We start from the raw sequence: 26,212 nt of genomic DNA, 5'->3' as shown, positions 1-26,212 counted from the left end.
GCACGCCGGCTTCCGAGAGCGGGCTGTCGATCACCTCGAGCTTGGCCTGCTTCTCGCGGATATTGTTGACCGGCAGATATTCGTCCTCGTTCTCCTGGTCGATCAGCACCGCATGGCGCTGGGAGAAGGTGCCGCGGCCGACATCCTGGCCCGACAGCCGGACCGGCGCGCCTTCGACCAGGAGGCTGCCGAAAGCGAGCGCTTCCGCAGTGGCCCAGTCGATATTCTCGCCACTTTCGATCGCCTGGCGTTTGGCGTCGAGCTGGCGGACGATCTTGCGGTTGAGATTGAAACCGGCCGGCACGGTGCAGAGGGCGTTGCCGATCTCCTTGAGCTCCTGCATCGGCATGGCCGTCTCGCCGCGGCGGTCGTCGCCGGACGCGATCTCGAGCCCGCTCCAGGCGCCCTCGAGCCAGTCGGCCTTGTTCGGCTTGAAGCTCTTGGCGTTCTCGAGCGCCTCTTCGAGCTGCTTTTGGAACTCCGCCACCATGCCCGCCGCCTCGGCCTCGGTCAGCGTGCCTTCGCGCGCGAGGCGCTCGGCATAGAGCTGGCGGGTGGTCGGCATCTGCGCGATCCGCTTATACATCAGCGGCTGCGTGAACATCGGCTCGTCGCTCTCGTTATGGCCGTAGCGGCGATAACAGAACATGTCGACCACGACGTCATGCTTGAAGCGCTGACGGTATTCGGTCGCGATGCGCGCCACATGCACGGTCGCTTCCGGATCGTCGCCGTTCACATGGAAGATCGGCGCCTGGATGATCTTCGCGACCTCCGAGCAATAGGGGCCGGAGCGCGATTGCACCGGATCGGTGGTGAAGCCGATCTGGTTGTTGACGATGAAATGGATGGTGCCGCCGACGCGATAGCCCTTGAGATCGGAGAGATCAAGGGTCTCGGCCACCAGCCCCTGGCCGGCGAAGGCGGCGTCGCCATGCATCAGGATCGGCATCACCTCGTCGCGATCGAGATCGCCGCGTTGCTCCTGCTTGGCGCGAACCTTGCCCAGCACGACCGTGTTCACCGCCTCGAGATGGGAGGGGTTCGCGGTCAGGGAGAGATGGACGGTCAGGCCGTCGAACTCGCGGTCGGAAGAGGTGCCCAGATGATACTTCACGTCGGCCGAGCCCTGGACGTCCTCGGGGTTGGCCGGGTTGCCCTGGAACTCGGAGAAGATCGCCGAGAAGGGCTTGCCCATGAAGTTGGCAAGCGTGTTGAGGCGCCCGCGATGGGGCATGCCGATCACCAGCTCTTTCACGCCGATCTGGCTGCCGCGCTTGATGATCTGTTCCAACGCCGGGATCATGCTTTCGCCGCCGTCGAGGCCGAAGCGCTTGGTGCCGGTATATTTCTTGTCGAGGAACCGCTCGAAGGTCTCGGCCGCCGTCAGCCGCTCGAGGATCGCGCGCTTGCCCTTGTCGGTGAAGTTGGTCTGGTTGCGGATGCTTTCGATGCGTTCCTGGATCCAGGTCTTCTGCTCGGGATCCTGGATATGCATGAACTCGACGCCGATATTCCCGCAATAGGTCTCGCGCAGGATCGCCATGATCTGGCGCAACGTCGCATATTCGTGGCCCAGCACGTTGTCGATGAAGATCGGCCGGTCCATGTCGGCTTCGGTGAAGCCGTAGGAGGTCGGATCGAGCTCGGGATGCTTTGGGCGCGGCTTCAGTTGCAGCGGATCGAGATTGGCCTCGAGATGGCCGCGGACGCGATAGGCGCGGATCATCATCAGCGCGCGGATCGAATCGGTCGCGGCAGCGCGGATCACATCGCCTTCGACGCGCTCCGTGAGCTTGGCCGCACCGTTCTCACGCACCGCCGCCGGGGTCGCATGGTCGTGACCATTGATGATTTCGCCGTTCCGGCGGGGTGCCCAGCTGGCGCCCTCCAGATCCTTCGCCACATTGGGCGCTTCGTCCGCCAGTTCGGCGAAGAAGCCGCGCCAGGAGGCATCCACCGACTGGGGATCCTCGAGATAGCGGGCATAGAGCTCGGTGATGAAGGCGGCGTTCGGGCTGGATAGAAACGTCGTGGGGTCGTTGCGCATCATTCGTTCGGTTGTTGTTGCAGGAGCCTTCTAGGCTCTCGACCCTGTCAATATGGTTAACAGGGTCTTTCGGCTCGCGACCTCTTCCCCCAAGGAAGGCGCTCGCCGGAAAACCCGTCGGGACCGAGCGAACGGCCCGGCGGGCTAATGGCTAGCGCAGTACCTTTAACATTGTACTGCCAAGGCTTGCGGGCGACTCCGCGACGGCGATTCCGGCGCTCCGCATGGCCTCGATCTTGTCCCCGGCCCCGCCTTTGCCACCCGAGATGATGGCGCCGGCATGGCCCATGCGCCGGCCCGGGGGGGCCGACACGCCGGCGATGAAGCCGACGACGGGCTTTTTACGCTTGTCGTGTTTCAGAAATTCGGCGGCATCCTCTTCGGCCGAACCGCCGATCTCGCCGATCATGACGATACCCTTGGTCTCCGGATCGCCCAGGAACATATCCAGGCAATCGATGAAATTGGTGCCGTTGACCGGGTCGCCGCCGATGCCGATGCAGGTGGACTGCCCGAGACCGGCCGCCGTGGTCTGAGCGACCGCCTCGTATGTAAGTGTCCCTGACCGGGAAACAATCCCGATCGAGCCCCGCTTATGGATGTGGCCCGGCATGATGCCGATCTTGCAGGCGTCGGGGGTGATGACCCCGGGGCAGTTGGGGCCGACCAGCCGGGTCTTGGAACCCTGGAGGCCGCGCTTCACGCGGACCATGTCGAGGACCGGTATACCCTCGGTGATGCAGACCGCGAGCGCCACCCCGGCGGCGACCGCCTCGAGGATCGCGTCGGCGGCGAAAGGCGGGGGCACATAGATCGCCGAAGCCGTGGCGCCGGTCTTCTGGACCGCTTCGGCGACGGTGTCGAACACCGGCAGATCGAGATGGGTGGTGCCGCCCTTGCCGGGCGTGACGCCGCCGACCATGCGGGTGCCATAGGCGATCGCCTGCTGGCTGTGGAAGGTGCCTTGCGAGCCGGTGAAGCCCTGGCAGATGACTTTCGTGTCACGATCGACGAGGACGGCCATCAGGCGGCTTCCTTGACCGCGCGCACGATCTTCTCGGCCGCGTCGGCGAGATTGTCGGCGGAAAGAACCTTGAGCCCGCTCTCGGCGAGGATCTTCTTGCCGAGCTCGACATTGGTGCCTTCGAGGCGCACGACCAGCGGCACCTTGAGCGCCAGCTCGCGCGCGGCCGCGACCACGCCCTCGGCGATGACGTCGCAGCGCATGATGCCGCCGAAGATATTGACCAGGATGCCCTTCACGTTCGGATCGGAGAGGATGATTTTGAACGCGATGGTGACGCGCTCCTTGGTGGCGCCGCCGCCGACATCGAGGAAGTTCGCGGGCGCGCTGCCATAGAGCTTGATGATGTCCATCGTCGCCATGGCGAGGCCGGCGCCGTTGACCATGCAGCCGATGCTGCCGTCGAGCTTGATGTAGTTGAGGCCGTATTTGCCGGCTTCGATCTCGGAGGGATCTTCCTCGTTCTCGTCGCGCAGCTCGGCCACGTCGGGATGACGGAAGAGGCCGTTATCGTCGAAATTCATCTTGGCATCGAGCGCGATCACCTCGCCCTTGCCGGTGACGACCAGCGGGTTGATCTCGACCACCGAGGCATCGAGCTCGTTGAAGGCGCGCCAGCAGGAGGTCACGAACTTGATGCAGGACTTGACCTGATCGCCCTCGAGCCCGAGCCCGTAGGCGACCTGGCGCGCATGATGCGGCATCAGCCCGGTCGCCGGATCGACCGGCACCTTGATGATCTTGTCGGGGGTCTTGGCCGCGACCTCCTCGATCTCGGTCCCGCCCTCGGTCGAGGCGATGATGGTGACGCGCGACGACCCGCGATCGACCAGGAGCCCCAGATAGAGCTCGCGGCGGATATCGACACCTTCTTCTATATAGAGACGGCGCACGACGCGGCCCTGTGGACCGGTCTGCTTGGTGACCAGGGTCATGCCCAGGAGCGCCTTGGCGTAGTCGCGCACCTCGGCGACGGACTTGGCGATCTTCACGCCCCCGGCCTTACCGCGGCCGCCGGCATGGATCTGCGCCTTCACGACCCAGACGCTGCCGCCCAGCTGCTTGGCGGCAGCTTCGGCTTCGTCGACCGTAAAGGCAACGACGCCGCGTGGAACGGCGACGCCAAACTTGGTGATCAGGCTCTTCGCCTGGTACTCGTGAATGTTCATCGGCCTAAGAAGGGCAAGAGTGCTGGCGGCGGCACCCGGCCTTGCGACCCGACTGTTTTTGCAGGGCGCATAATCTAGCAACTTCCCGGGACAGCGCAAGCGCCGCCCACGAGTCGGCAACCAGATCCGGGATACCGCCGCCTTAGGCCTTCAGAACGACTGACGGCCGTATTAGATCTTCTTCTTGGACTTCGCCTTGGCCTTTTTCTTGGCGGCCTTTTTCGGCGAGGCCTTCTTCGCAGCCGGCTTAGCCCGGCGCTTTGTGGTCCGCTTCATTTTGTAACTCCTCTCTGAATTTTCCTCATCTCATCGATGAGGCCCCTAACGGCCGAAACCGATTTGTCGAACAGGGCTTTTTCGGCCTTGTTCAGGTCGATCTCGACCACTCTCTCCACGCCGCCAGCGCCGATGACTACCGGCACACCGACATAGAGCCCTGTTACCCCGTACTCCCCATTGAGCTGGGCAGCACAGGGTAGAACGCGTTTCTTATCCAAAAGATAAGACTCGGCCATTTCGATCGCGGCGGCCGCCGGCGCATAGAAGGCGGAGCCCGTCTTCAGGAGCCCCACGATCTCCGCACCGCCGTCGCGCGTACGCTGGACGATGGCATCGAGCTTCTCTTGAGAAATCCAACCCTTCTTCACCAGGTCCGGCAACGGAATGCCGGCCATGGTCGAGTAGCGGACCAGCGGCACCATGGTGTCGCCATGTCCACCCATGACGAAGGCGGTCACGTCCTGGACCGAGACGCCGAGCGCCTCGGCCAGGAAATAGCGGAAGCGCGCGCTGTCGAGGACGCCCGCCATGCCGACCACACGTTCGGCCGGCAGGCCGCTCTCCTCGCGCATCACCCACACCATCACGTCGAGCGGGTTGGTGATGACGATGACGAAGGCCTTGGGGCAATACTTCTTGATCGCCTTGCCGACGGTGGAAACGACCTTGCCATTGATGCCAAGGAGGTCGTCTCGACTCATGCCGGGCTTGCGGGGGATGCCGGCGGTGACGATCACCACATCGGCGCCCTTGATGGCGGCATAATCATTGGCTCCGACAAGCCGTGCATCGAAGCCCTCGATGGGGCTGCTCTGCGCGATATCGAGAGACTTGCCTTGCGGAACGCCCTCGACGATGTCGAACATCACCACGTCGCCGAGCTGCTTCAGCCCAGCCAGAAGCGCGAGAGTTCCGCCGATATTGCCTGCACCCACAAGCGCGATTTTTTGGCGCGCCATTCTCATTCCCTTGTTCGTCCGCGGAACCCGATTTTTTTCTCATTCGGGCAACGCATACCTGATGTCGAATCAGGCCTGGGCATATCACTAGACCTAGTGTCAATACCCTCTTTTAACATCAAGAGCAAGTGTGTTGAACAAAAATTTCAACATTCACGTCAAATGATGCCGTTCGCGATAGCCGTCGGACTGCATTTCGACGAGCCGAGAATGGGTCCGGCGATACTCGAATTCGATGTCGTCGCTCGCCGCGAGTGACTCGATCGGCGCCTCCGCGGTCATCGCGAGAAGCGAGCGATGTTCGTAGAGCTCGTCGACCAGCGTGATGAATCTTTTCCCCTCGTTGCGACGCTCCGGCGTGAAGCGCGGCACGCCTTCGAGCAGCAGAGTATGGAAGTGAGTCGCGAGCGTCAGATAGTCGGCCGCACCCAGCGGACGGCCGCAGAGCGCGGCGAAGGTCATGAAGGCCGTCCCTTTGGCGGCGCGCATTATTTCGAATTGGCGCCCCTGCACGGTGAAGCTCGCCAGATCGCCCTTCGCGCCGTCCGTCAGCACCGTCCAGATCTCATCGAGCTGCGCGCTCGCCGTCGCACCCAGCGGATGGAAATAGAGCGGACGACCCTTCATGCGCAGGAGCCGGTAGTCGGTCGGACCGCCCAGCTCGAACAGGTCGAGCTGCTCGGAGAGGAGCGCGATGAAGGGGAGGAAGCGCTCGCGCTGGAGCCCGTCGCGATAGAGGTCGGCGGGGGCGGTGTTGGAGGTCGCCACCACCACCACACCTTTCTGAAAAAGCGCCTCGAAAAGCCGGCCGAGGAGCATTGCGTCGGCGATATTGGTCACCTGGAACTCGTCGAAACAGAGCAGCCAGCTCGATTCCGCGACTCGGGTCGCCAAGGCCGGAATCGGATCGCCCTCGTTCGTCTGGCGCCACTCATGCATCGACTGGTGCATCTCGAGCATGAACTCATGGAAATGGACCCGCCGCTTCGCCGGGATGGGCACGGTCTCGAAGAACAGATCCATCAGCATGGATTTGCCGCGCCCGACCGGGCCGAAGATATAGAGACCCTGCGGCGCCGGTTCCTGGGCGCGGCGCACCAGCCCCAGCCGCTCGCGCCAGCTCTTCGACCCGCCGCCCGGCCGGTAATTCAGAAGCGCGTGATAGAGGAGCTGCAGTTTTTCCGCCGCCATAGCCTGGCGCGGATCGGCGGCGATGGCGCCCGACGCGACCAGGGCGCGGTAGCGCGGGAGCGGTCCCTGCCCCTCCCCGCCGCCGAGATCGGGCGCCGCTTCCGGACGCTTGGCGGATCCGGCCTCGGCTGTCATCGGCCTCCCGACACATCCACGATGGTGCCGGTCACATAGCTCGCATGGGGCGAGAGCAGGAAGACGATGGTCTTGGCGACCTCGAGCGCGGAGCCGACCCTTCCCAGCGGCACGCTGCCGACCAGCCGCTTCAGCCGGCCGGCATCGCCGACGGAGCCATGGATCTCGGTCAGGATCAGGCCGGGCGAGACGGCGTTGACGCGGATCCCTTCGCGCCCGACCTCGCGCGCCAGCCCGATCGTCATGCTGTCGACGGCACCCTTGGACGCCGCGTAATGCACGAACTCGCCGGGGCTGCCGAGGGTCGAGGCGCGCGACGAGACATTGACGATGGCGCCGCCGCTGCCGCCATTGCGGGTCGACATGCGCTTGACGGCCTCGCGCGCGCAGAAGAAGGCGCCGATCACATTGAGGCGCATGACCGCTTCCAGCGTCTCCGCCGTCAGGTTCTCGACCCGGCCGCTCGACCCGATGATGCCGGCATTGTTGACCAGCCCGTAGATCGGACCGAACCGCGCCTCGGTCTCTTCGAACAGGCTGATGACCTGGTCTTCCTGCGAGACATCCGCCTGGATCGCGACGGCCGTGCCGCCGGCCTTCTCGATCGCCTGCACGGTGCGAGCCGCGGCCTTGCCGTTGCTGTTGTAATTGACCGCCACGCGATAGCCTTGCGCCGCCGCGAGGCGCGCGGTCGCGGCGCCGATGCCGCGGCTGCCACCGGTGACCAGCAATACCGGTCCCTTGCCTGACTTGCTCCGAGTCGCCATGGCGCTCAATCTATCCGAACCGCCGGGAACGGAAAGTCCGGCGTGGCGGGCGCCCGCCGAAATCGAGGCGCCCTGACGGATCGAGGAGACAGCTCATGAACGAAGACGTCTTCAACATGTCGCTGCGGAAATTCCTGAAGCAGGTCGGCGTGACCTCGCAGCGCGCCATCGAGGTCGCTGTCCGCGAGGCGGCCGCCCAAGGCCGGATCAAGGGCAAGGGACCGCTCAAAGCCCGGATGACGCTCACGATCGATTCGATCGGGCTTCGGCATGAGGTCGAGGAAGAGATCGAGGTCGGCTGAGGCTCAGCCCAGCCCGCGGGCCAGCGCGTTCACCAGCTGGCGGGCGACCGTCCGGTTGGGATCGAGATTGGGATTGAAGATGGTCACATTGAGCCCGACCGCGCGGCCGCTGCCGATCGCCGCCTTCAGAACCGCGACCAGCTCCTCGAAATCGAGGCCGTCGCTCATCCGATAGTCCACCGCCGGCATGACCGCGTCGTCGAGCACGTCGACGTCGAGATGGATCCAGAATCCCTGCCGGTCGCTGCCGGCGAGCTGGCGCACCGCCGCCGTGGCCGCTTCCAGCACGCCGGCCTTGCGGACCGTCTGCAGGTCGAGGACCGTGATATCGGTCTCGCGCACATCCTGGCTGCCGTATTTGAGGGCGACCGCCGTGTCTCGGTGCCCGAAGAGCACGATGTCCTCGTCGCGGACATAAGGACGGCCGCCATCGATATCGGTCACGATCGCGGGGCCCCGGCCCGAAACCAGCGCCAGATCCATGTCCGCCGCCTCGCCGGTGAGCGAGGCCTCCGGCTGGTAGAAATCGGCATGGCCATCGAGGAACAACAGGCCGTAGCGCCCCCGCCGGCGCAGGCCCAGCAGGCAGCCCAGAAGGATGCTGCAATCGCCGCCGAGCACGACCGGGAACTCGCCCTGATCGACGACGGCGCCGACCTCGTCGGCAAGGCGCGGCGAGTACTCGGCGATCCCCTGCGGATTGAGCATCCGCGTGTCCGGGTCGCGGATCGGATCATAGTCCGGCGGCTCGACCCGTCCGGCACGCCTGGCGTCCAGCGCCCGCGCCAGACCCAGCTGCAGCAGAACCTCGGGTGCGCGCTCGACACCGCTGGGCCAAAGCCCCAGCGGCGAAGGCGCTTCGATGATGGCGAACCGGGTCATGGACTCTCTCCCTTGGGGTCGCGTCAGGGGTTGGCCTGGATCAGAGCAGCCGTGTATTGCTGCTGCGCCGCGAGCAACCCCTTCAATACATCTTCTTCCGCCGGCCATTGCAGATTGATCGAAGCCGGAACGCCGTTGAGCAGGGTCAGCGCGGCGATGCCCGCCTGGGGCAGCTTCTTGCCGCCGGTATCCAGCGTGGTCAGGATGCCGATATAGATCGCGCTGTCGTCCTGATGCAGGGCGCCCAGAAACTGGTTGTCGGTGATCTGCCCGATCTCGAGCTTCTGGTTGACCTCCTTGGTGATCGCCGCGAAATCGACGCTGGCGACCTGGCCCACGAGGGCCGCGACATAGCTTTGCCGGGGAACGCTGAGCGCATAGGTCGATCCATTCTCGACCGGCACCATGACATTCCCGAAATGGCGCATGTTCTGGATCTTGCCGGCATGCCAGTCCTCGAGCTCGGTGCAGAGGGCGAAGTTCAGCAACACCTGATTGACGCCCGCTTGCGAGCGTTCCAGAAGCGTCGTCAGCCCGTCATCGTCTTTCCGGCTCCGGTCGAGCGGGCAATATCCCTCAGGCGGCGTCAACGACAGCGTCTTGCCGGCAATCTGAAATTGCTCGGCGCTCGCGGCCGAAACCGGGAGCAACAGGCCTATAAGGATGACGGCGATGAGACGCATGGAGAGCTCCTTTTGACGAAGCTGGCAGCCTTCAAGGATTCTTTCGGATCAACTCAGCGACATAAGCCTTCTGCGCATCGATAAGCTTGTCGAACGCGCCTTTGCCCATCGGTCGATAGAGATTCACGGAGGCGGGCACCGAACCCAGCATCGTGACGGCGCCGACGCCGGCCAAGGGATACTTCTTGCCGCCGACCTCGAGCACGCCGAGAAAGCCGACATAGAGCCCATTCTGGTCCTGGTCGAGAAGGCCGAGAAGCTGCGGGCCCGAGGCCTGGCTGTTGGTAATCTTGCTGCTCGGTTGATCTTCGATCCGTTCGACATCGACGGGATCGAGCTTCGGGACCTTGGGCGCCATGATGTCGAGATATTTCTGGCGCGACAGGGGCAAGGGCTGCGGCGCGCCGGGGTAGTTGAGCGGCAGCATGATGCGGCCGAACTCGCTGAAGGCGGCGGCGCCGGTTCGCCATTGAGGGAACTCGTCGCAGCGGCCGAACTGCAGCACCACCTGGTTCTTGCCGGCCTGGGCATCTTCGGCCCGCTGCATCGCCGCCGCATCGAACACATTGCCGCGGTCATAAGTGCAGGAACCTGCGGGCGGCTCGAGCGAGAGTGCCTTGCCGCCGACGGTCACGTCCTCCGCCGCCAGCGGGCCCGCGAAGGCCAGCAGCATCGCGAGCGCCACGATCCCAGCACGCATGCAGTCAGTTCCCCCGGGGCCATGAAACGACGCTTGCATGCCCCGTCGGCCGATGAAGGCCCGGCGAGGATGGAATCCGATGGCGCTTAGCGGCGCGCCACCATCAGCTTCTTGATCTCGGCGATGGCCTTGGCCGGATTGAGGCCCTTCGGACAGGTCTTGGTGCAGTTCATGATCGTGTGGCAGCGATAGAGCCGGAACGGATCCTCGAGATTGTCGAGCCGTTCGCCGGTGAATTCATCGCGGCTGTCGGCGATCCAGCGATAGGCCTGCAGCAGGATCGCCGGCCCCAGATAGCGATCGCCGCTCCACCAATAGCTGGGACATGAGGTGCTGCAGCAGAAGCAGAGGATGCATTCCCAGAGCCCATCGAGCCTGGCGCGCTCCTCGGGGCTCTGCGGATGCTCGCGGCCGGGGGCGGGCGACTTGGATTTGAGCCAAGGCTCGATCGAGGCATATTGCGCGTAGGCGCGGTTGAGATCGGGCACCAGATCCTTCACCACCGACATATGGGGCAGCGGGTAGATCTTCACCTCGCCCTTCACCTCGTCGATATATTTGGTGCAGGCGAGCGTGTTGGTGCCGTCGATATTCATGGCGCAGCTGCCGCAGACCCCCTCGCGACAGGAGCGGCGGAAGGTCAGCGTCGAATCCATCTCGTTCTTGATCTTGATCAGCGCGTCCAGAACCATCGGACCGCATTTGTCGAGATCGACCTCGTAGGTATCGAGCTGGGGCGTCTCGCCCGAATCCGGATTCCAGCGATAAACCTTGAAGTTGCGGATGCGCTTCGCCCCGGCCGGCGCCTTGTGGGTCTGTCCGGTCCGAATCTTGGAATTGGCGGGCAGGGCGAACTCGGCCATCGTCGTTCGAATCCTCTCTCCAGGCAGATGTCATGCGGGCGGTCCGTCGCGACCCGGGCTGCCCCGATCGGCAAGGCTACGCGCTTTTAGACGCGATTCGATGCCAAAGGATTAACTAGCTGTTTTCGTTCGTCTTTGCCAGTCCGACCGGGGTCTCGTTGCGCATCTCCAGATAGCCATAGCCGATCGCGAGTCCGGCCCCGATCCAGACCAGGTCGCGCGCGCGCCGGACCAGCGCCACCGCCACCCCGACCGAAGGCTCGCCGGCAAAGGCACCGTAGAGGAGCAGGAAGGCCCCCTCGACCGCGCCCAGGCTCCCCGGAATGAGGCCGGTGGCCTGGCGGACCAGTTGGACGACGGCTTCGATGATCAGGATCTCGGGCAATGTGAGCGGATAGCCCAGCAGGCTCGAGATGACAAAGAGCTCGACCGCTCCCAGGAGCCAGCCGGCGAAGGCGAGGGCGAGGGCGGCGCCAAATCGCGGCGCGGCCTCGACATAGAGGCGACGGAGCTCGCGATCGACGGCGCGGATCTCGTTGAGGAAGCGCTCCAGCCCGGCGGCAAAACGGAAACGATGGATGAAACCTGCCAGCCGCGAGGCGACACGAAAGCGCTGCACCAGGAAGAAGCCCAGGATCCCGCCGGTGAAGAGCAGCGAACCGATGCCGATCGCCGTGACCGTGTCGGACCCCAATGCCGGCTCGCGCAGCATCAGCGCATAGGCGATGCCGAGGAAGGGCAGGAAGGACAACAGCAGCGAGGTGCGCGCGACCAGGAGCGAGGCCACGGTCTCGCGCGGATCCAATCCCCGATGCTTGACCAGGATCAGCCCCTTGGCCGGCTCGCCGCCGAGCCCGCCCAAGGGCGTCACCACATTCAGCATCTCGCCCACGAGCCGGACCTTCCAGAGCCAGAGCCAGGGGCGGAGCTTGAAAGGCAGCGCCGGCAGCACGGCGAGCCAGCTCGCGACATCGGCGCTGAAGACCAGGGCCGCCGCCGCCATCACCAGGAGGAAGCCCCAGCCGAGCCGGCCAAGCAGGACCAGCACCTGCGCCAGATCGATGCTGGCCAGCACGGCCACCAGCAGGCCGGCGCCGATCGCCACCATCGCCAGCTTGACCCAGAGTCGGGACGGAATCGGTTTCGCCATCGTCAAGGAGCCGGTTGCGGAAAGCGCCGCGTGCTCACGCCGCGGGGCGCAGCATGCGTCGATGCAGCCAGGCGAAATAGACCGCGAAGAGCGGCGTCACCGCCGCCGAGACATAGAGCAGCGGCAAACCCCAGCCGAGCCAGACGATGATCGGGATGAGGATCGTGGAATCCTCCGCATCGAAACCGGCCATGCTGGGCAGCTCGGCCGCGCGCAGGCCCTTCTGGCCCTCGGCCCACATCACCACGCCGAGGATGAACATGACGGCGAAGCCGGCCAGGAAGCCCAGCGCCACGGTCCAACCCCCGAGAGCGGTGAAACGCAACCCGATTCCCAGACCAATGAAGATCGCTGCGTTACAGACCGAATCCGAGATCAGATCGAAATAATGGCCGAACTTGCTCAGTTTCCCGGACAGGCGCGCCAGGATCCCGTCGGCCCGGTCGAGCAGCATGGAGATGATGAAGAAGCCCCCACCGATACTGAGCCAGATATCGCTGCCCTCGGCATAGGCCGCGGCGGCGGCCAACCCGAAGCCCAGCCGCAGGGTCGTGATCTGGTTCGGGGAGACCGAGGTGCCGACCAGCGGCCGCACCAGGGGTGTTACCAGACGATGGATCCAGGTGTTGTGGCTCATGGCTTCAGGGTCCGTCGTAATATTATTGACTTATTAACGCGGCGGCCCTTAATCACGGCGCTAGCAAGGGAAAGGTCCGCTGAAAAGCGTGACCTGGGGACAGTAGGAAATCTTGCCGAGATTGGCCATAGATAAGCTCGACCTGAGCCAGGTCGAGCAGTTCAAGAAGCATGGATTCACCGTCCTGCGCCATGCCTTCGACGGCGAAGCCGTGGCCCAGTTCGACGCCTGGGCGACCGACCTCGTGCAGCAGCCCGAGGTCTCGGGCCGCCAGTGGGTCTATCGCGACCCGAGCCTGCTCGATCCCCAGGAACGCATCATCACCCGGATCGAGCGGATCTCGCCCTTCCATCAGGGTTTCGAATCGCTGACCCTCGCCCTCAAGCCGCTGGTCGAGCAGCTGCTGGGCGAGCCGGCCGCACTCTTCAAAGAGAAGATCAATTTCAAGTTCCCCGGCGCCGACGGCTTCAAGCCGCATCAGGACGCGCAAGCCGGCTGGAACAACTATGCGGATTTCTTCGTCTCGGCCCTGGTCTGTTTCGACGAAGCGACCGCCGCCAATGGCTGCCTGCAGATCGTCGACAATTACGAGCATAAGGGCCTCGCCCGCCTGTGGGAGCCGCTGACCGAGAGTGACCTCGCCGGCATGCATTGGGTCGATCTTCCGACCCAGCCCGGCGACATCATCTTCTTCGACAGCTATGTGCCGCACGCCTCGCAGCCCAACATGACCGACGGGATGCGCCGCATCTATTACGCCACCTACAACCGGGCGTCGGCGGGCGAGCTCATGGAGCGCTATTACGCGGACAAGCATGAGGGCTTTCCGCCGGACATCGACCGCGACCCGTCGAAGCGCTACGTCTTCCGCGTCTGACGGACGAGCGGCGGCAGCGCCGCTTCAGCCTATTCCCAGCGCCGGCTCGATGGCCTGATGCGCGCGGCGCAGATCTTCCGGCGTGTCGATCTCGATCCAGGCCATGCCGGTGATGTCCTCGCAGCCGATGCGATGCGTCGGATCGGCGAAGAAGACCTCGCGCATCGCCGGCTCATAGGGCTCGGCCGCCCGGCCGTTGGCGACGAACCGCTCGGTCGCCGCCGCCAGCCGGCCCGCCATCAGCGGCTCCAGCTTGAGGAAGCCCGGCCATTCTCCCATCGCCTCGAAATCGCCGCTGACGATCTTGCCGAATTCGACCAGCTGCCCGCCGCGCAGACAGGCCTTCACCGGCTCGGGGCCGGGCTCGAGGTCGCGGTCGATCAGCAGGCAGTTGCGATGCGGCGACTGGGTCAGGCGCTGCAGCACGGCGCGGTCATAGAGCACGTCGGCATCCATGAAGAGGATGTCCGAGCCGCCGCGCAGCACGTCGCGCGCCGCCCAGAGCGAGACCACCGCCCCTTCCTCGAAGCGCGGGTTATGGATCGTGTCGATCCAGGGCTTGGCGCCGATCGCCGCCAGCTCGGCATGGATCTCCTCGGCCTTGAATCCCGCCACGATCGTCAGCTTGTCGATGCCGAGCGATTCCAGGATCGCGATATGCCGGCGCAGCAATGTATGGCCGCCGAACTCGAGGAGGCATTTGGGATGGCCCGCTCCGTTGGACAAACGGATGCCCCGGCCGGCCGCCAGCATGATCGCGTGCATGGCGCTTCAGCGTCCTTGGGCGTCGGGGCGAAAGGGGGCGGTCACGCGCAGCGGGCTCAATAGACGCGTGCCTTCGGTGGGAAGGACTGCACGTCGTTCGAGAGCGGCTGCATATGGACCGGGCGGTAGTCGATCTTCGATTTGCCGTCTTCGCCACACCAGACGGCGGTGTGCTTGAGCCAGTTCTTGTCGTCGCGCTCGGCATGATCCTCGCGCGCATGGGCGCCGCGGCTTTCGGTGCGGTTGACCGCCGAGGCGACCGAGACCACCGCCTGGACCAGCAGATTGTCGAGCTCGAGCGTCTCGACCAGATCGCTGTTCCAGATCATGGAGCGGTCGGAGACGCCGACATCGGAACGCCGGCTCCAGCAGGATTCGAGCAGCTTCAGCCCCTCGGCCAGCACCTCGCCGGTGCGGAACACGGCGCAGTTGGACTGCATGATCTTCTGCATCTCGAGCCGCAGCGCCGCCGTGGGCGTGCCACCCTTGGCATGGCGCCAACGATCGAGCCGCGCCAGGGCCGCGTCGCCCGAATTGGCCGACAGGGACGGCACCGGCTCCTCGGCATCGATCGTGGCGGCGCAACGATTGGCGGCCGCACGCCCGAACACCACCAGATCGAGCAGCGAGTTCGAGCCCAGCCGGTTGGCGCCATGGACCGAGACGCAGGCCGCCTCGCCGATCGCCATCAAGCCCGGCACGACGCTGTCGGGATTGCCGTTCTTCAGCGTCACCGCCTCGCCGTGATAGTTGGTCGGGACACCGCCCATATTGTAATGGCAGGTCGGCAGCACCGGGATTGGCTCGCGCGTCACATCGACGCCGGCGAAGATGCGCGCGGTGTCGGCGATGCCCGGCAGGCGCTCATGGATGATCTTCGGGTCGAGATGCTCGATATGAAGATGGATATGGTCCTTATGCTCGCCCACGCCGCGGCCTTCGCGGATCTCCATCGTCATGGCGCGGCTGACCACGTCGCGTGAGGCGAGGTCCTTGGCCGAGGGCGCATAGCGCTCCATGAAGCGCTCGCCAGCCGAGTTCGTCAGATAGCCGCCCTCGCCGCGCACGCCCTCGGTGATGAGGCAGCCGGCGCCATAGATGCCGGTCGGGTGGAACTGGATGAACTCCATGTCCTGCAGCGGCAGCCCGGCGCGCAACACCATCGCATTGCCGTCGCCGGTGCAGGTATGGGCCGAGGTGCAGGAGAAATAGGTGCGGCCATAGCCGCCCGTGGCGAGCACCACGCTTTTCGCGGCGAAGCGGTGGATCGCGCCGTCGTCGAGATTCCAGGCCATCACCCCGCGGCAGCGGCCTTCCTCGTCCATGATCAGGTCGAGCGCGATATATTCGATGAAGAACTCGACCGAATGCTTCAGCGCCTGCTGATAGAGCGTGTGCAGGATAGCATGGCCGGTGCGGTCGGCGGCGGCGCAGGTGCGCTGCGCGATGCCCTTGCCGAAATGCGTGGTCATGCCGCCGAAGGGGCGCTGATAGATCTTGCCCTCGGGCGTGCGGCTGAAGGGCACGCCGTAATGCTCGAGCTCGATCACCGCGGGGATCGCCTCGCGCACCATGTACTCGATCGCGTCCTGGTCGCCGAGCCAGTCCGACCCCTTGATGGTGTCGTACATATGCCAGCGCCAGTCATCCTCGCCCATATTGCCGAGCGAGGCGGACATGCCGCCCTGCGCCGCGACGGTATGGCTGCGGGTCGGGAACACCTTGCTGATGCAGGCCGTGCGCAGGCCCTTGGCCGCCATGCCGAAGGCGGCGCGCAAGCCGGCGCCGCCGGCGCCCACCACCACCACGTCATAGGCGTGATCGATGATCGGGTAGGCCTGGCCGTTGATTTTGGGCGCTGCCGTCGGCGCTGCCGGTTCAGCCATGAGACTCAGCCTCCGAACGCGATATCGAAGAGGGCGATGGCGGTCGCGAGCGCGAGGCCGATGCAGAGGAAGCGCAGGCCGATCACCAGGACCAGCTTGGCCGCTTCGTTATGGACATAATCCTCGACCACCACCTGCAGGCCGAGGAGCGCATGCCAGAAGCCCGCGCCCAACACCAGCAGCATCAGGCCGAAGGTGACGGGCGAGCCCAGCCATTGCGTGGCGCCGGCGCGATCGATGCCGGCATGGGCGACGAGACCGGCGACCAGCCAGATCATGAGAGGGATCAGCGCCAGGGCCGTAAGCCGCTGGTGCCACCAATGCTGCACGCCTTCCTTGGCGGAACCGAGGCCGCGGACGCGGCCGAGCTCGCTGCGCAGATCGGCGCTGGGCTTCACCATCAGAGGAGCTCCATCTGCCAGTAGCCGAGACCCCAGGCGATCAGCGTCAGCAACAGCGCCGCAATCACCGCGGTCCAGCCGGTGATCGAGACCGTCTTCAGCTCGAAGCCCCAGCCCATGTCCCAGAAGAGATGGCGGATGCCGTTCACCAGATGGAAGAACAGCGCATAGGTCCAGCCGAAGAGGAGAAGCCGGCCGAGGATGGAGCCGATCAGGTTTTGGGCCTGGGCGAAGGCCTCGGGCCCGACCGCCGCCGCGATGATCCAATAGACCAACAGCAGGGAGCCGACCGCGAGCGCTATGCCCGTGATGCGGTGCAGGATGGAGAGGACCGAGCTGATCTGCCAACGATAGATCTGGAGGTGGGGCGAAAGCGGCCGGTTTTGTGTCGCCATAGCTCGATGATTCCTGGCCTTTATTGTAGCCCGGCCGTGGATTTAGCCCCGGCCGGAAAGCAAGTCAATTCCAGCCCGTCCGGCCATTCCGCACCTGCGAAATGTGGATAGGAAGGTGGAAAGACTGTGCACAGAATGTGCACTTCTCCACCAGCTATGCACAGGAAAAGTGGCCCGGCGGGCAAAAGCAGATTGCCCGGCTGCAGCGATTCGCCTCAAGCTTCCCGTTGCACGCGAAAGCGTCGGCCTGAGACCGCTCGCAGACATACGCGCAAGGCATGGACCGCCCCCGTCTGACGTGCCTCGGGGGCATATCGGGCGGAGAGCCCCATGCCGAGGTGCCGTCAGGCGCCCGCCAATCCGCGATCCCGGTTTTCGGCCGCAGGGGACGGGGGAAGGCCTTCGGGCCTTTCCGTCCGCGATCTGGCGCCGGCGGCAGGGGATCTGCGCGTCGCCCTTCGGGGTGGCGCATGGAACGAACCTTCGTCGGGATGGCATGGCGGGCTGCCCTCAAGCGAGCACTCGCCGACCCGGTCGGTCTCTGATGTCTGAGCCTTCGGGCCGGACAGATAGGGGCCTGAAAGACGGCGCCGGACTCGTCTCGCGCAAGCGGTCGGTTCGGATGGCGTCGGAAGAGCGCGCCTTGGCTGTTCGGTCCGGAGCCCATCCGGGACCGACGCAGGTGCCGCCGGGCGGCTGGTCCGAGGGTGGAATGCCAGGAGCCGTCGGGTGCTCGGCGCTGCCGGCCTCGCCCGAGGCCGGCTTTGCTCCGAGGCGAAGGTCGAAATTGCGGTTGCTGGATGCCAGGTCCGGGCTTGCCGCGTAGATCGACTGGGAAAGACCCCGCCGCTTTTTCGTGCCGGAGCCCTTGCCGGCTCCGGAGGCGTCAGTCAACGCCCCGTTTCGCGGGGCGTGGCGCGCGGAGTCCCTAGAGGCTCCGCGCGCCTGACGCCTCGAATCCGTTTAACATGCGCGAGTCGCGCGATTCAACAAGATTTGGTGGGATTGTTCTCGACGGCCCCTAGATATGGCCGTCAAACGACCATGCGGGTCTGTTGCTAGAGCGGCGGCTCGAACTGCGGCCGCCAGAGCAGATCCTGCTGGTATTTCGGCATCTTCTGCCAGAGCGCGTTGTTCTTGTTGAAATCGTCCAGCAGCCAATTGATCTGGCCCCCATCGCGGAGGCCGTAAAGCTGGTCCCAGGCCAGCGGCATCGATTGCTTGAAGTAGGCCGCGCTCTCGCCCTTCGTCGGCAGGGTGAAGCCACGCTGCAGCTCGATCGCATAATACTGGCCGGCGATCTGACGCCGGTAAGCGTCGCGGACCGGCACGTCCATGGCGCTGCAGCCGGCCAGGCCGATCCAGGCGACGGCGACGGCCAGCATCCTGCGGCGCGAGGCTGGCGTCCGAAGCAAGGAAGTCATCGAGGGGCAGGCTCCTGAAAATTTCGGGTTCATTGTCGGCCGGGCGCCTGACGTCATCAGCCGCGGCGTGGCAGCAAAGCCCAATAGTCGAAATCGAGCACGACGGCGGGATCGGGATTGCCGTCAGCGGCCTTGTCGGGAAAATTCGCGGCCGGCTGGTTCTTGGTCGCGACCAGCCGCAGACGGAGCGCGCCGGCATTCGCCACCCCGGGCAGCTCCGCCTTCGCCAGCACCTCGCTCCAGGCGAAGATCGTGTCGCCGGCGAAGCTGGGGTTGGTATGCCGGCCGCCATTGATGGCGAGCAGCTTCAGCGCATTGCCCAGCCCGTTGGCCGACAGCGCGCGCGCGAGGCTGATGATATGGCCGCCATAGACGATGCGCCGCCCGAAGCGGCCGTCTTTCTCGGCATGCTGGTTGAAATGCACGCGTGCATTGTTCTGATAGAGCCGCGTCGCGGTCATGTGGCAGGACTCCTCGATCGTCATCCCATCCACATGATCGATGCGCTCGCCCGCTTCGTAATCCTCCCAGCGATGGGCCGAGCCGGTGACGGCCGGATCGAAGCGCGTCAGATCGAGCCCGCCGCTCACCTCGAGCGCCGTCGCCGGCAGCGAGGCGACGAGATCGGGAATGACGGTGGTGGGCGCCGCTGATTGCGGGTCGCGTTTGCGCACCAGCACCCAGCGCACATAATCGACCACCATCGCGCCGCGCTGGTTGCGCCCGATCGAGCGCACATAGACGACGCCCGTCTGGCGATTGGAGTTCTCCTTGAGGCCGATGATCCGGGAGGTCGCGGCCAGCGTGTCGCCCGGGTAGACCGGCAGGCCGAACTGCCCTTGCGCATAGCCGAGATTGGCGATGGCGTTGAGCGAGATGTCCGGCACGGTGCGGCCGAAGACCAGATGGAACACCAGGAGGTCGTCGAGCGGCGCCTGCGGCAATCCCAGCTCGCGGGCAAAACCGTCGGAGCTGGGGAGCGCGAAGCGGTTGCCGGTCAGTCCCGTATAGAGCGCGACGTCGCCGGTCGTGACGGTGCGGGGAATCGCATGACGGATCTCCTGCCCGAGCTGGAAATCCTCGAAGAAATTGCCGGCGCTGGTCTTGGTCGATGCCGTCATGCGTCAATTCGCAAGATAGGGCACCGTCTTCGATCGAAACGCTCGCCCGAAGCTTTGAAGTAGAGCGAAGCGATCATACCGACTTGCCGTCGCCGCGCTCGCGCGACGTGATCGCTTCGGCCAGCTCGACGATGCGGCGCGCATTGAGCACATGGAGGTTCTCGATCAGCTTGCCGTCGAGCACGACGATGCCGCGCCCATTGGCGGCGGCGTCGGCATGGGCGGCGATGACGCGACGCGACCAGTCGACATCGCTCGCCGCCGGCGCGAAGGCCTTGTTGGCGGCCGCGATCGTCTTGGGATGGATCAGGGTCTTGCCGTCGAATCCCATCTCGGCGCCCTGATGGCAGGCGATCTCGAAGCCGGCATCGTCCTCGAGGTCGAGATGCACGCCGTCGAGAATGGCGAGGCCATAGGCCCGCGCCGCCAGCATGCAGAGCCCGAGGCTGGTGATAAGCGGCAGGCGGTCGCGCGTGTGGGCCGCATGCAGATCCTTGGTGAGGTCCGAGGTGCCCATGACGAAGCACTGCACCCGGCGCGAGGCGCCCGCGACCTCCTCGGCATTCAGCATCGCGCGCGGCGTTTCCATCATGCACCAGAGGGTGAGCGCCTCGGGCGCGCCGTTGGCGACCAGCACCGTCTCGGCCTGGCGCACCGTCTCGATGCTTTCGACCTTGGGAATGAGGATGGCGTCGGCACCCGCCTCGGCCACCGCCGCCAGGTCGCCATAGCCCCAGGGCGTGTTGAGGCCGTTCATGCGAATGACGATCTCGCGCGCGCCAAAGCCGCCGGCTTTGACCGCGTTGACCACCTGGATCCGGGCATCGCGCTTCGCCTCGGGCGCCACCGCATCCTCGAGATCCATGATCAGCACATCGGCCGGCAGGGTCTTGGCCTTCTCGAGCGCGCGAAGGTTGGAGCCGGGGGTATAGAGCGCGCTGCGGCGCGGGCGGGTGGACTGGAACATGGGCAGTCATTCCCTGATCTGACGAGGCGGTTCCGCGACAGGCGGGGCCCTCGAGCCCTGCCGCCGGAAGCTGCGCGACTATAGCGAAACCGCAGGCGTGAAACAGCGCCCGGTGCCGGCCCCTTTCAGGTAGGGGGTTCCGGCCGGATTGTCATCATGACACCCGCAGAAAAGCTGGGCTCCCAGCCCCATTCGGGGGCTCTCTTGCCGCCTTCCCAGCGGGCCGGCCCGCATGGGAGAGTGCGCCCCTCATCCGAGGGCCTCCATGAACATCCTGTCGATCTCGTCCCGCGTCACCTATGGCCATGTCGGCCATGCCGCTTCTGTCTTCTGCCTGCAGCGGCTGGGCCATGAGGTCTGGCCGGTCGAGACCACACTTCTCTCGAATCATCTGGGCTATCCGGCTTGGGGCGGGCGCCAGCTCACGACCGAAGAGGTGACGATGGTGCTGGACGGGCTGGAGCGCTTCGGCGTCTATCCCGAGGTCGATGTGTTCGCCACGGGCTTTCTCGGCAAGGCGCCGCAGCTCGCGGTCGAGACCTTGGCCAAGCTGCGGCGCAGCCGGCCCGACATGCTCTATGCGTTGGATCCCGTCATGGGCGAGCGCAAAGGCGGCCTTTATGTGCCGGCCGAGACCGCGGTGCTCATCAAGCGCGAGCTCTTGCCCCAGGCCGATCTCACCTTCCCCAACATCTTCGAGCTCGACTACCTCTCCGGCAGCCGTGTCGAGACCTTGGAGGATGCGATCCGCGGCTGCGAGGCGATCCGCGCGCAGGGCCGGCCCAATCTCACCGTGATCGCCACCGGCATCGAGCGCGTCGACGGCAATCCGCAGGTGATCGAGACCATGGCGGTGGGACCGCAAGGCGTGTTCCTCGCCACCGCCCAGCGTCATCCCCTGAAGGCGCATGGTACCGGCGATTGCTTCGCCGCCTTCTTCCTCGGCCATTACCTCAACAACCGCCACGACCTCGAGACCTCGCTGGGCCTCGCCGCCAGCGCCATGGCGGCGGTGGTCGAAGCGACCGGCGACGCGAGGGAGCTGGCCCTCGTCGCCGCGCAGGACGCATTCGCGAATCCGCCGAAGAAGGCGAAGCTCGAGCGGTTGAGGTGAGTGATCTCACTGTCGTCCCCTCCCCCTGCAAGGGGGAGGAGACAAGAAAGGAAGCGCCGCTTCCGTCTCTTCAGAGATAATTCTCCGCCAGATGCTCGGCGATCTGGATGGCGTTCAAGGCCGCCCCTTTGCGCAGATTGTCGGAGACCACCCAGAGCGAGAGGCCGTGGGGCACCGTCGTATCGATGCGCACGCGGCTGACGAAGGTCGCGTCGTCGCCGACGCATTCGACCGGCGTGATATAGCCGCCGGGCTCGCGGCGATCCTCGAGGATCACGCCCGGCGCGCTCTGGAGCGCCTCGAACGCCTCCTCGACCGAGATCGGATTCTCGAACTCCAGATTGATCGCCTCGGAATGGCCGACGAAGACCGGCACCCGCACGCAGGTCGCGACCACCTCGATATCGGGATCGAGGATCTTCTTGGTCTCGACCTTCATCTTCCATTCCTCCTTGGTCGAGCCGTCTTCCATGAAGACGTCGATCTGGGGGATGGCGTTGAAGGCGATCTGCTTGGGAAACTTGTTCTTCACGATCGGCCCGGCCATGTAGATGGCGCGCGTCTGGTTATAGAGCTCGTCCATCGCTTCCTTGCCGCCGCCCGAGACCGACTGGTAGGTCGCGACCACCACGCGCTTGATGCGCGCGAGGTCATGCAGCGGCTTCAGCGCCACCACCATCTGGATAGTCGAGCAATTCGGGTTGGCGATGATGTTGCGTTTGGTGTAGCCCGCGATCGCGTCGGGATTGACCTCCGGCACCACCAGCGGGATCTCCGGATCCATGCGGAAATGCGAGGTGTTGTCGATCACGATGCAGCCGGCCTTGGCCGCGCGCGGCGCATGCACCGCCGAGACCTTCGCCCCCGGCGAGAACAGGCCGATATCGAAGCCCTTGAAATCGAACTTGGCGAGATCCTGGCACTTCAGGACCTCGTCCTCGCCGAAGGAGACTTCCTTGCCGACCGACCGCTCGGAAGCGAGGGCCACGACCTCGTCGACCGGAAACTCGCGGCCTGCCAGCGTCGCCAGCATCTCTCGGCCGACATTGCCGGTGGCACCGACGACCGCTACTTTGTAACCCATGGTCTGCTCGCTCTTCTTGTGGTGATGGGTGGATTAATTCGGATCCGACACCGGCGCAAGCGCCGGGCGGCATGACGGGACCGGGCGCGAGGTCGCACCCCGATGGCATCCAAGGCGATGAGCTATGCCGAATTCTGGCCGCGCTATCTCGAGGCGCATGCCCAGCCGGGCACGCGGCTCATTCATTTCCTCGGCACCGGCCTCGCCATCGCCTGCCTGCTCTGGGCTGCGATCGCCTGGGATTGGCGCCCGCTGATCGCGGTGCCGATCCTGGGCTACGGCTTCGCCTGGGCCGCGCATCTCATGATCGAGGGCAATCGCCCTGAAACTTTCGGTCATCCGTTCTTCTCGCTCTTCAGCGATCTCCGCATGCTGTTTCTCTGGGCGACGGGGCGCCTCGACAGGGAGCTGGTGCGGCTGAGTTTGAAGGCCCCTTAGGGCATCGATCCAACCCGCAGAAACGCGAAGGGCCGCCCGATCCGGGGCGGCCCTTCGCGTCTTATCTCCCTGGGGAGTGAACGCTCAGCCGCCCGTGCCGCCCTCCGGCTTCACAGTGGTGGTCGTCTTGGTGGTGGTCGTGTCGCCCTGCGCGATCACCGCGCCGGAGGCCTGGGCCGTCGTCGTGTGATTGCAGGCAAAAGCGGATGACGTCGCGCCGAGCGCGACCGCCGCCATCACCAGAAATGCTGCCAGACGAGCCATCAGAGGCCTCGAAACCCGATTTCGACGCTAGGCTAACCGATGCCGGTCCAGCCTGTCGAGGATGTTATCCACCGCTGCTGGTGGAGGGCGGGTTAACGGACGGGGCGGTTGGGGGCTGGCCTTCGGTCTGATTCTGGAACGCCGGCGGCTTAATTGTCCCGTATTTCTTGAGATAATAGCTCTTGGGCCCGCCGCAGCCGCAGGGCGCCGCGTCCTCGGTGCTGCTGGCCGGGGTGGCCGCGACGGTGGCGGCGGGACTGACCGGTGCCGATCCGCTGTCGGCCCAGACCGCGAGACCCCCGACCAGGGCGACGATCGCGGCCAGGACCAGGATCCGGAGCTTCGGGCTGTTGATCTTCATCATGGATCCAAGCTTAGCCAGCCGACCGCCCCGGAGTCACCCCCCGGCGAGACGATCATTCATCGGGCTGATGCTGGTGAAACACGCAAGCGAGCTTGTTGCCATCCGGGTCGCGCACATAGGCGACATAGAAACTCGGCTCGTAATAGGGCCGCGTCCCGGGTGCTCCTTCGTCGGTGCCGCCATGGGCGAGCGCCGCTTCATAGAAAGCGACGACCTCGGCTTCGCCGCGCGCGCGCAAGGCGATCATGGCGCCGTTGCCGGGCCTGGGGGAGCGGCCATCGAAGGGCCTGCAGATCCAGAAGCTCACGCCCTCGTCATAGCTGGGTCCCCAACCCGCCCATCCGTCCGATCCCTCATGGGAACGGCGGCAGCCGAGCGCGCCGAACACCGCATCGTAGAACGCGATGGCGCGCGGGAGATCGCTGACGCCCACGGTCGTATAGAGAATCAGGGACATGATCGCTCCTCCTGACGGGCGTGAGTCACCGGATAGGAACGGAGATGGGCCGGAATCGATCCAGGCCCCGCGGCGTCAGGCCGCGAGCCGGTCCAGTTCCTTCAGCACCGCATCGCCCATCCCACTGGTCGAAACCTTGGTGGCGTCGGGCGTCATGATGTCGCCGGTTCGATAGCCCGCCGAGAGCGCGTTGCCGACCGCCTTCTCCAGCAGATCCGCGTCGGCGCCGAGCGCGAAGGAATAGCGCAGCATCATCGCGAGCGAGAGGATGGTGGCGAGCGGATTGGCCAGGCCCTTGCCGGCGATGTCGGGTGCGCTGCCATGGACCGGCTCGTAGAGGGCGCGGCGGCGGCCGCGCGCATCGGCGGCGCCCAGCGAGGCCGAGGGCAGCATGCCGAGCGAGCCCGTCAGCATCGCGGCACAATCGGACAGGATATCGCCGAACAGATTGTCGGTGACGATCACGTCGAATTGCTTGGGCTGGCGCACCAGCTGCATCGCGCAATTGTCGGCATACATATGCGAGAGCTCGACATCCTTGTATTCGGCGTCGTGCAGCTTCTGGACTTCCTCGCGCCAGAGCACGCCGCTCTCCATCACATTGGCCTTCTCGACCGAGCAGACCTTGCGGCCACGCAGGCGCGCCATCTCGAAAGCGACCCGCGCGACGCGCACGATCTCGCCCGTGGTGTAGACTTGCGTGTTGATGCCGCGGCGCGTGCCGTCGGGCAGCGTCTCGATGCCGCGGGGCTGGCCGAAATAGACGCCGCCCGTGAGCTCGCGCAGGATCATGATATCGAGGCCTTCGACCAGCTCGCGCTTCAGGCTCGAGGCATCGGCCAAGGGCCCGAACACGATCGCCGGCCGCAGATTGGCGAAGAGCTCCATGTCCTTGCGCAGGCGCAGCAGGCCGCGTTCCGGCTTCTTGTCGAACGGCAGGCTGTCCCATTTGGGGCCGCCGACGGCGCCCAGGAGCACCGCGTCGGCGCCCATCGCCTCGCCCATGGTGGCGTCGGTCAAAGGCGTGCCGTGCTTGTCGTAGGAGCAGCCGCCGACCAGACCTTGGCTCACGTCGAAGCCGATCGCGCGGCGCTTGGCGTACCAGCCGAGCACGCGCTCGACCTGCTGCATCACTTCGGGACCGATGCCGTCGCCGGCGAGGATCAGGAGTTTCTTGTTGGCAGCCACGGTACCGGAATTCCTTGAGTTCAGCGGGAGAGGTCGCTCAGAGCCAGGGCTGCTCGAGCTTCTTCTTGGCTTCGAAGCTGTCGATGGCCGAGGCCTTCTGCATGGTGAGGCCGATATCGTCGAGGCCGTTCAGCAGGCAATGCTTGCGGAAGGCGTCGACCTCGAAGTGGATCCGGCCGCCGTCGGGGCCGGTGATCTCCTGCTTCTCCAGATCGATCGCGACGATGGAATTGGCGCCGCGCTGGGCGTCGTCCATCAGCTTGTCGACCTCGCTCTGCGGCAGCTTGATCGGCAGGATGCCGTTCTTGAAGCAGTTGTTGTAGAAAATATCCGCGAAGCTGGGCGCGATGACGCAGCGGATGCCGAAATCCAGCAGCGCCCAGGGCGCATGCTCGCGGCTGGAGCCGCAGCCGAAATTCTCGCCCGTCACGAGGATCTGCGCCTGGCGATAGGCTGGCTTGTTCAGCACGAAGTCCGGATTCTCGCTGCCATCCTGCTTGTAGCGCATCTCGTCGAACAGGGCCTTGCCCAGTCCGGTGCGGCGGATGGTTTTGAGGAATTGCTTGGGGATGATCATGTCGGTATCGACATTGATCATGTTGAGGGGAGCTGCGACCCCTTCGAGCTTGTTGAATGGTTCCATGACGGGCCGGACCATAGCCAAATCTGCGAAAAA

29 protein-coding genes are annotated in these 26,212 nt (G+C 65.2%); 4 read left to right on the top strand and 25 right to left on the bottom strand.

Annotated elements, in window-relative coordinates; all coding sequences use genetic code 11:
* From ACREE8_RS13025 to ACREE8_RS13000, 6 genes are all read right to left on the bottom strand, one after another.
* Positions 1-2,053, bottom strand: a 2,053-nt coding sequence (locus ACREE8_RS13025; protein WP_431573436.1) for a 2-oxoglutarate dehydrogenase E1 component, incomplete at its 3' end; no start/stop codon positions are given.
* A gap of 148 nt (positions 2,054-2,201) precedes the next feature.
* A complete protein-coding gene (gene sucD, locus ACREE8_RS13020) occupies positions 2,202-3,074 on the bottom strand; it encodes a succinate--CoA ligase subunit alpha (RefSeq protein WP_431573435.1) in 873 nt (290 codons plus the stop codon).
* The gene (gene sucC, locus ACREE8_RS13015; RefSeq protein ID WP_431573434.1) at positions 3,074-4,243 is read right to left on the bottom strand and encodes an ADP-forming succinate--CoA ligase subunit beta; all 1,170 of its coding nucleotides are present in this window, start codon (positions 4,241-4,243) and stop codon (positions 3,074-3,076) included. The genes sucD and sucC overlap by 1 nt, the downstream gene beginning before the upstream one ends.
* A 272-nt stretch (positions 4,244-4,515) precedes the next feature.
* The gene (gene mdh, locus ACREE8_RS13010) at positions 4,516-5,481 is read right to left on the bottom strand and encodes a malate dehydrogenase (protein ID WP_431573433.1); all 966 of its coding nucleotides are present in this window, start codon (positions 5,479-5,481) and stop codon (positions 4,516-4,518) included.
* A gap of 153 nt (positions 5,482-5,634) precedes the next feature.
* Positions 5,635-6,807 (bottom strand): cell division protein ZapE, encoded by a 1,173-nt coding sequence (gene zapE, locus ACREE8_RS13005; RefSeq protein WP_431573432.1) that lies wholly within the window; start codon positions 6,805-6,807, stop codon positions 5,635-5,637.
* Positions 6,804-7,574: an SDR family oxidoreductase gene (locus ACREE8_RS13000; protein WP_431573431.1), complete on the bottom strand. Its 771-nt coding sequence runs from the start codon at positions 7,572-7,574 to the stop codon at positions 6,804-6,806. Before ACREE8_RS13000 ends, zapE begins: the two co-directional genes overlap by 4 nt.
* Before the next feature lie 95 nt (positions 7,575-7,669).
* Here ACREE8_RS13000 and ACREE8_RS12995 point away from each other — a divergent pair, with 95 nt between their 5' ends.
* On the top strand, positions 7,670-7,876 hold the full coding sequence (locus tag ACREE8_RS12995) for a DUF6494 family protein (protein WP_431573430.1): 207 nt from the start codon (positions 7,670-7,672) through the stop codon (positions 7,874-7,876).
* 3 nt (positions 7,877-7,879) lie between these two features.
* On the opposite strand, the gene ACREE8_RS12990 is transcribed toward ACREE8_RS12995, so the two are convergent.
* The 6 genes from ACREE8_RS12990 to ACREE8_RS12965 all read right to left on the bottom strand — a co-directional run bounded on the left by ACREE8_RS12990 (position 7,880) and on the right by ACREE8_RS12965 (position 12,791).
* Positions 7,880-8,758, bottom strand: a complete 879-nt coding sequence (locus tag ACREE8_RS12990) for an arginase family protein (RefSeq protein ID WP_431573429.1) — start codon at positions 8,756-8,758, stop codon at positions 7,880-7,882.
* A gap of 23 nt (positions 8,759-8,781) precedes the next feature.
* Entirely contained in the window at positions 8,782-9,441 is a 660-nt protein-coding gene (locus ACREE8_RS12985) for a hypothetical protein (protein ID WP_431573428.1), read from the bottom strand.
* Between the two features lie 31 nt (positions 9,442-9,472).
* On the bottom strand, positions 9,473-10,141 hold the full coding sequence (locus ACREE8_RS12980) for a hypothetical protein (RefSeq protein ID WP_431573427.1): 669 nt from the start codon (positions 10,139-10,141) through the stop codon (positions 9,473-9,475).
* Between the two features lie 86 nt (positions 10,142-10,227).
* A complete protein-coding gene (locus ACREE8_RS12975; protein WP_431573426.1) occupies positions 10,228-11,004 on the bottom strand; it encodes a succinate dehydrogenase iron-sulfur subunit in 777 nt (258 codons plus the stop codon).
* A gap of 115 nt (positions 11,005-11,119) precedes the next feature.
* Entirely contained in the window at positions 11,120-12,154 is a 1,035-nt protein-coding gene (locus ACREE8_RS12970) for a flippase-like domain-containing protein (RefSeq protein ID WP_431573425.1), read from the bottom strand.
* Positions 12,155-12,188: 34 nt separating this feature from the next.
* Positions 12,189-12,791 carry a CDP-alcohol phosphatidyltransferase family protein gene (locus ACREE8_RS12965; RefSeq protein ID WP_431573424.1) on the bottom strand — a complete coding sequence of 201 codons (603 nt, stop codon included), beginning with the start codon at positions 12,789-12,791 and terminating at the stop codon, positions 12,189-12,191.
* A 121-nt stretch (positions 12,792-12,912) separates the two neighbouring features.
* On the opposite strand from ACREE8_RS12965, the gene ACREE8_RS12960 reads away from it, so the two are divergent.
* Complete coding sequence (locus ACREE8_RS12960; protein ID WP_431573423.1) at positions 12,913-13,668, top strand: phytanoyl-CoA dioxygenase family protein; 756 nt, start codon at positions 12,913-12,915, stop codon at positions 13,666-13,668.
* A 24-nt stretch (positions 13,669-13,692) separates the two neighbouring features.
* On the opposite strand, the gene ACREE8_RS12955 is transcribed toward ACREE8_RS12960, so the two are convergent.
* From ACREE8_RS12955 to ACREE8_RS12925, 7 genes are all read right to left on the bottom strand, one after another.
* A complete protein-coding gene (locus ACREE8_RS12955; RefSeq protein ID WP_431573422.1) occupies positions 13,693-14,433 on the bottom strand; it encodes an NTP transferase domain-containing protein in 741 nt (246 codons plus the stop codon).
* A 56-nt stretch (positions 14,434-14,489) separates the two neighbouring features.
* A complete protein-coding gene (gene sdhA, locus ACREE8_RS12950) occupies positions 14,490-16,319 on the bottom strand; it encodes a succinate dehydrogenase flavoprotein subunit (protein WP_431573421.1) in 1,830 nt (609 codons plus the stop codon).
* A 5-nt stretch (positions 16,320-16,324) separates the two neighbouring features.
* Positions 16,325-16,720, bottom strand: coding sequence for a succinate dehydrogenase, hydrophobic membrane anchor protein (sdhD, locus tag ACREE8_RS12945; protein ID WP_431573420.1), 396 nt, complete (start codon positions 16,718-16,720; stop codon positions 16,325-16,327).
* Positions 16,720-17,115, bottom strand: a complete 396-nt coding sequence (sdhC, locus tag ACREE8_RS12940; RefSeq protein ID WP_431573419.1) for a succinate dehydrogenase, cytochrome b556 subunit — start codon at positions 17,113-17,115, stop codon at positions 16,720-16,722. Before sdhC ends, sdhD begins: the two co-directional genes overlap by 1 nt.
* A 1,058-nt stretch (positions 17,116-18,173) precedes the next feature.
* Positions 18,174-18,539, bottom strand: a complete 366-nt coding sequence (locus ACREE8_RS12935) for a hypothetical protein (protein ID WP_431573418.1) — start codon at positions 18,537-18,539, stop codon at positions 18,174-18,176.
* 56 nt (positions 18,540-18,595) lie between these two features.
* Positions 18,596-19,660, bottom strand: a complete 1,065-nt coding sequence (locus ACREE8_RS12930) for a MaoC family dehydratase (protein ID WP_431573417.1) — start codon at positions 19,658-19,660, stop codon at positions 18,596-18,598.
* 73 nt (positions 19,661-19,733) lie between these two features.
* On the bottom strand, positions 19,734-20,627 hold the full coding sequence (locus tag ACREE8_RS12925) for an HpcH/HpaI aldolase/citrate lyase family protein (RefSeq protein WP_431573416.1): 894 nt from the start codon (positions 20,625-20,627) through the stop codon (positions 19,734-19,736).
* Positions 20,628-20,892: 265 nt separating this feature from the next.
* On the opposite strand from ACREE8_RS12925, the gene pdxY reads away from it, so the two are divergent.
* Positions 20,893-21,741, top strand: coding sequence for a pyridoxal kinase (gene pdxY, locus ACREE8_RS12920; RefSeq protein ID WP_431573415.1), 849 nt, complete (start codon positions 20,893-20,895; stop codon positions 21,739-21,741).
* Between the two features lie 70 nt (positions 21,742-21,811).
* Here the strand turns inward: pdxY and ACREE8_RS12915 are convergent, their stop codons facing one another.
* Positions 21,812-22,825 carry an aspartate-semialdehyde dehydrogenase gene (locus ACREE8_RS12915; RefSeq protein WP_431573414.1) on the bottom strand — a complete coding sequence of 338 codons (1,014 nt, stop codon included), beginning with the start codon at positions 22,823-22,825 and terminating at the stop codon, positions 21,812-21,814.
* Positions 22,826-22,927: 102 nt separating this feature from the next.
* Between ACREE8_RS12915 and ACREE8_RS12910 the strand changes: the two genes are divergently transcribed.
* A complete protein-coding gene (locus ACREE8_RS12910; RefSeq protein WP_431573413.1) occupies positions 22,928-23,263 on the top strand; it encodes an Mpo1-like protein in 336 nt (111 codons plus the stop codon).
* Between the two features lie 84 nt (positions 23,264-23,347).
* Here the strand turns inward: ACREE8_RS12910 and ACREE8_RS12905 are convergent, their stop codons facing one another.
* The 5 genes from ACREE8_RS12905 to leuD form a co-directional block, all read right to left on the bottom strand.
* The gene (locus ACREE8_RS12905) at positions 23,348-23,527 is read right to left on the bottom strand and encodes a hypothetical protein (protein WP_431573412.1); all 180 of its coding nucleotides are present in this window, start codon (positions 23,525-23,527) and stop codon (positions 23,348-23,350) included.
* A gap of 64 nt (positions 23,528-23,591) precedes the next feature.
* Positions 23,592-23,891, bottom strand: coding sequence for a hypothetical protein (locus tag ACREE8_RS12900; RefSeq protein WP_431573411.1), 300 nt, complete (start codon positions 23,889-23,891; stop codon positions 23,592-23,594).
* A gap of 52 nt (positions 23,892-23,943) precedes the next feature.
* The gene (locus ACREE8_RS12895) at positions 23,944-24,348 is read right to left on the bottom strand and encodes a VOC family protein (protein WP_431573410.1); all 405 of its coding nucleotides are present in this window, start codon (positions 24,346-24,348) and stop codon (positions 23,944-23,946) included.
* 75 nt (positions 24,349-24,423) lie between these two features.
* The gene (gene leuB, locus ACREE8_RS12890) at positions 24,424-25,536 is read right to left on the bottom strand and encodes a 3-isopropylmalate dehydrogenase (RefSeq protein ID WP_431573409.1); all 1,113 of its coding nucleotides are present in this window, start codon (positions 25,534-25,536) and stop codon (positions 24,424-24,426) included.
* Between the two features lie 37 nt (positions 25,537-25,573).
* Positions 25,574-26,179: a 3-isopropylmalate dehydratase small subunit gene (leuD, locus tag ACREE8_RS12885; RefSeq protein ID WP_431573408.1), complete on the bottom strand. Its 606-nt coding sequence runs from the start codon at positions 26,177-26,179 to the stop codon at positions 25,574-25,576.
* Between the last annotated feature and the right edge of the window lie 33 nt (positions 26,180-26,212).

It is taken from the genome of Hypericibacter sp. (assembly GCF_050729195.1).
Lineage (GTDB): Bacteria > Pseudomonadota > Alphaproteobacteria > Dongiales > Dongiaceae > Hypericibacter.
The sequence above is the reverse complement of the archived record's forward strand: the minus strand, read 5'-3'. Positions and strand labels throughout refer to the sequence as shown.

Bases quoted from the DNA above. Each gene is read 5' to 3' on its own strand.
- ACREE8_RS12900 (WP_431573411.1), bottom strand. From the start codon at position 23,891: ATGATGAAGATCAACAGCCCGAAGCTCCGGATCCTGGTCCTGGCCGCG.
- ACREE8_RS12930 (WP_431573417.1), bottom strand. From the start codon at position 19,660: ATGACGGCATCGACCAAGACCAGCGCCGGCAATTTCTTCGAGGATTTC.
- ACREE8_RS12990 (WP_431573429.1), bottom strand. From the start codon at position 8,758: ATGACCCGGTTCGCCATCATCGAAGCGCCTTCGCCGCTGGGGCTTTGG.
- ACREE8_RS12925 (WP_431573416.1), bottom strand. From the start codon at position 20,627: ATGTTCCAGTCCACCCGCCCGCGCCGCAGCGCGCTCTATACCCCCGGC.
- mdh (WP_431573433.1), bottom strand. From the start codon at position 5,481: ATGGCGCGCCAAAAAATCGCGCTTGTGGGTGCAGGCAATATCGGCGGA.
- ACREE8_RS12965 (WP_431573424.1), bottom strand. From the start codon at position 12,791: ATGAGCCACAACACCTGGATCCATCGTCTGGTAACACCCCTGGTGCGG.
- sucC (WP_431573434.1), bottom strand. From the start codon at position 4,243: ATGAACATTCACGAGTACCAGGCGAAGAGCCTGATCACCAAGTTTGGC.
- sdhA (WP_431573421.1), bottom strand. From the start codon at position 16,319: ATGGCTGAACCGGCAGCGCCGACGGCAGCGCCCAAAATCAACGGCCAG.
- ACREE8_RS12980 (WP_431573427.1), bottom strand. From the start codon at position 10,141: ATGCGTGCTGGGATCGTGGCGCTCGCGATGCTGCTGGCCTTCGCGGGC.
- ACREE8_RS12985 (WP_431573428.1), bottom strand. From the start codon at position 9,441: ATGCGTCTCATCGCCGTCATCCTTATAGGCCTGTTGCTCCCGGTTTCG.
- ACREE8_RS12905 (WP_431573412.1), bottom strand. From the start codon at position 23,527: ATGGCTCGTCTGGCAGCATTTCTGGTGATGGCGGCGGTCGCGCTCGGC.
- sdhC (WP_431573419.1), bottom strand. From the start codon at position 17,115: ATGGCGACACAAAACCGGCCGCTTTCGCCCCACCTCCAGATCTATCGT.
- pdxY (WP_431573415.1), top strand. From the start codon at position 20,893: ATGAACATCCTGTCGATCTCGTCCCGCGTCACCTATGGCCATGTCGGC.
- sucD (WP_431573435.1), bottom strand. From the start codon at position 3,074: ATGGCCGTCCTCGTCGATCGTGACACGAAAGTCATCTGCCAGGGCTTC.
- ACREE8_RS13000 (WP_431573431.1), bottom strand. From the start codon at position 7,574: ATGGCGACTCGGAGCAAGTCAGGCAAGGGACCGGTATTGCTGGTCACC.
- zapE (WP_431573432.1), bottom strand. From the start codon at position 6,807: ATGACAGCCGAGGCCGGATCCGCCAAGCGTCCGGAAGCGGCGCCCGAT.
- leuD (WP_431573408.1), bottom strand. From the start codon at position 26,179: ATGGAACCATTCAACAAGCTCGAAGGGGTCGCAGCTCCCCTCAACATG.
- ACREE8_RS12975 (WP_431573426.1), bottom strand. From the start codon at position 11,004: ATGGCCGAGTTCGCCCTGCCCGCCAATTCCAAGATTCGGACCGGACAG.
- ACREE8_RS12935 (WP_431573418.1), bottom strand. From the start codon at position 18,539: ATGACTTCCTTGCTTCGGACGCCAGCCTCGCGCCGCAGGATGCTGGCC.
- ACREE8_RS12895 (WP_431573410.1), bottom strand. From the start codon at position 24,348: ATGTCCCTGATTCTCTATACGACCGTGGGCGTCAGCGATCTCCCGCGC.
- ACREE8_RS12910 (WP_431573413.1), top strand. From the start codon at position 22,928: ATGGCATCCAAGGCGATGAGCTATGCCGAATTCTGGCCGCGCTATCTC.
- ACREE8_RS12915 (WP_431573414.1), bottom strand. From the start codon at position 22,825: ATGGGTTACAAAGTAGCGGTCGTCGGTGCCACCGGCAATGTCGGCCGA.
- ACREE8_RS12970 (WP_431573425.1), bottom strand. From the start codon at position 12,154: ATGGCGAAACCGATTCCGTCCCGACTCTGGGTCAAGCTGGCGATGGTG.
- ACREE8_RS12955 (WP_431573422.1), bottom strand. From the start codon at position 14,433: ATGCACGCGATCATGCTGGCGGCCGGCCGGGGCATCCGTTTGTCCAAC.
- sdhD (WP_431573420.1), bottom strand. From the start codon at position 16,720: ATGGTGAAGCCCAGCGCCGATCTGCGCAGCGAGCTCGGCCGCGTCCGC.
- ACREE8_RS12995 (WP_431573430.1), top strand. From the start codon at position 7,670: ATGAACGAAGACGTCTTCAACATGTCGCTGCGGAAATTCCTGAAGCAG.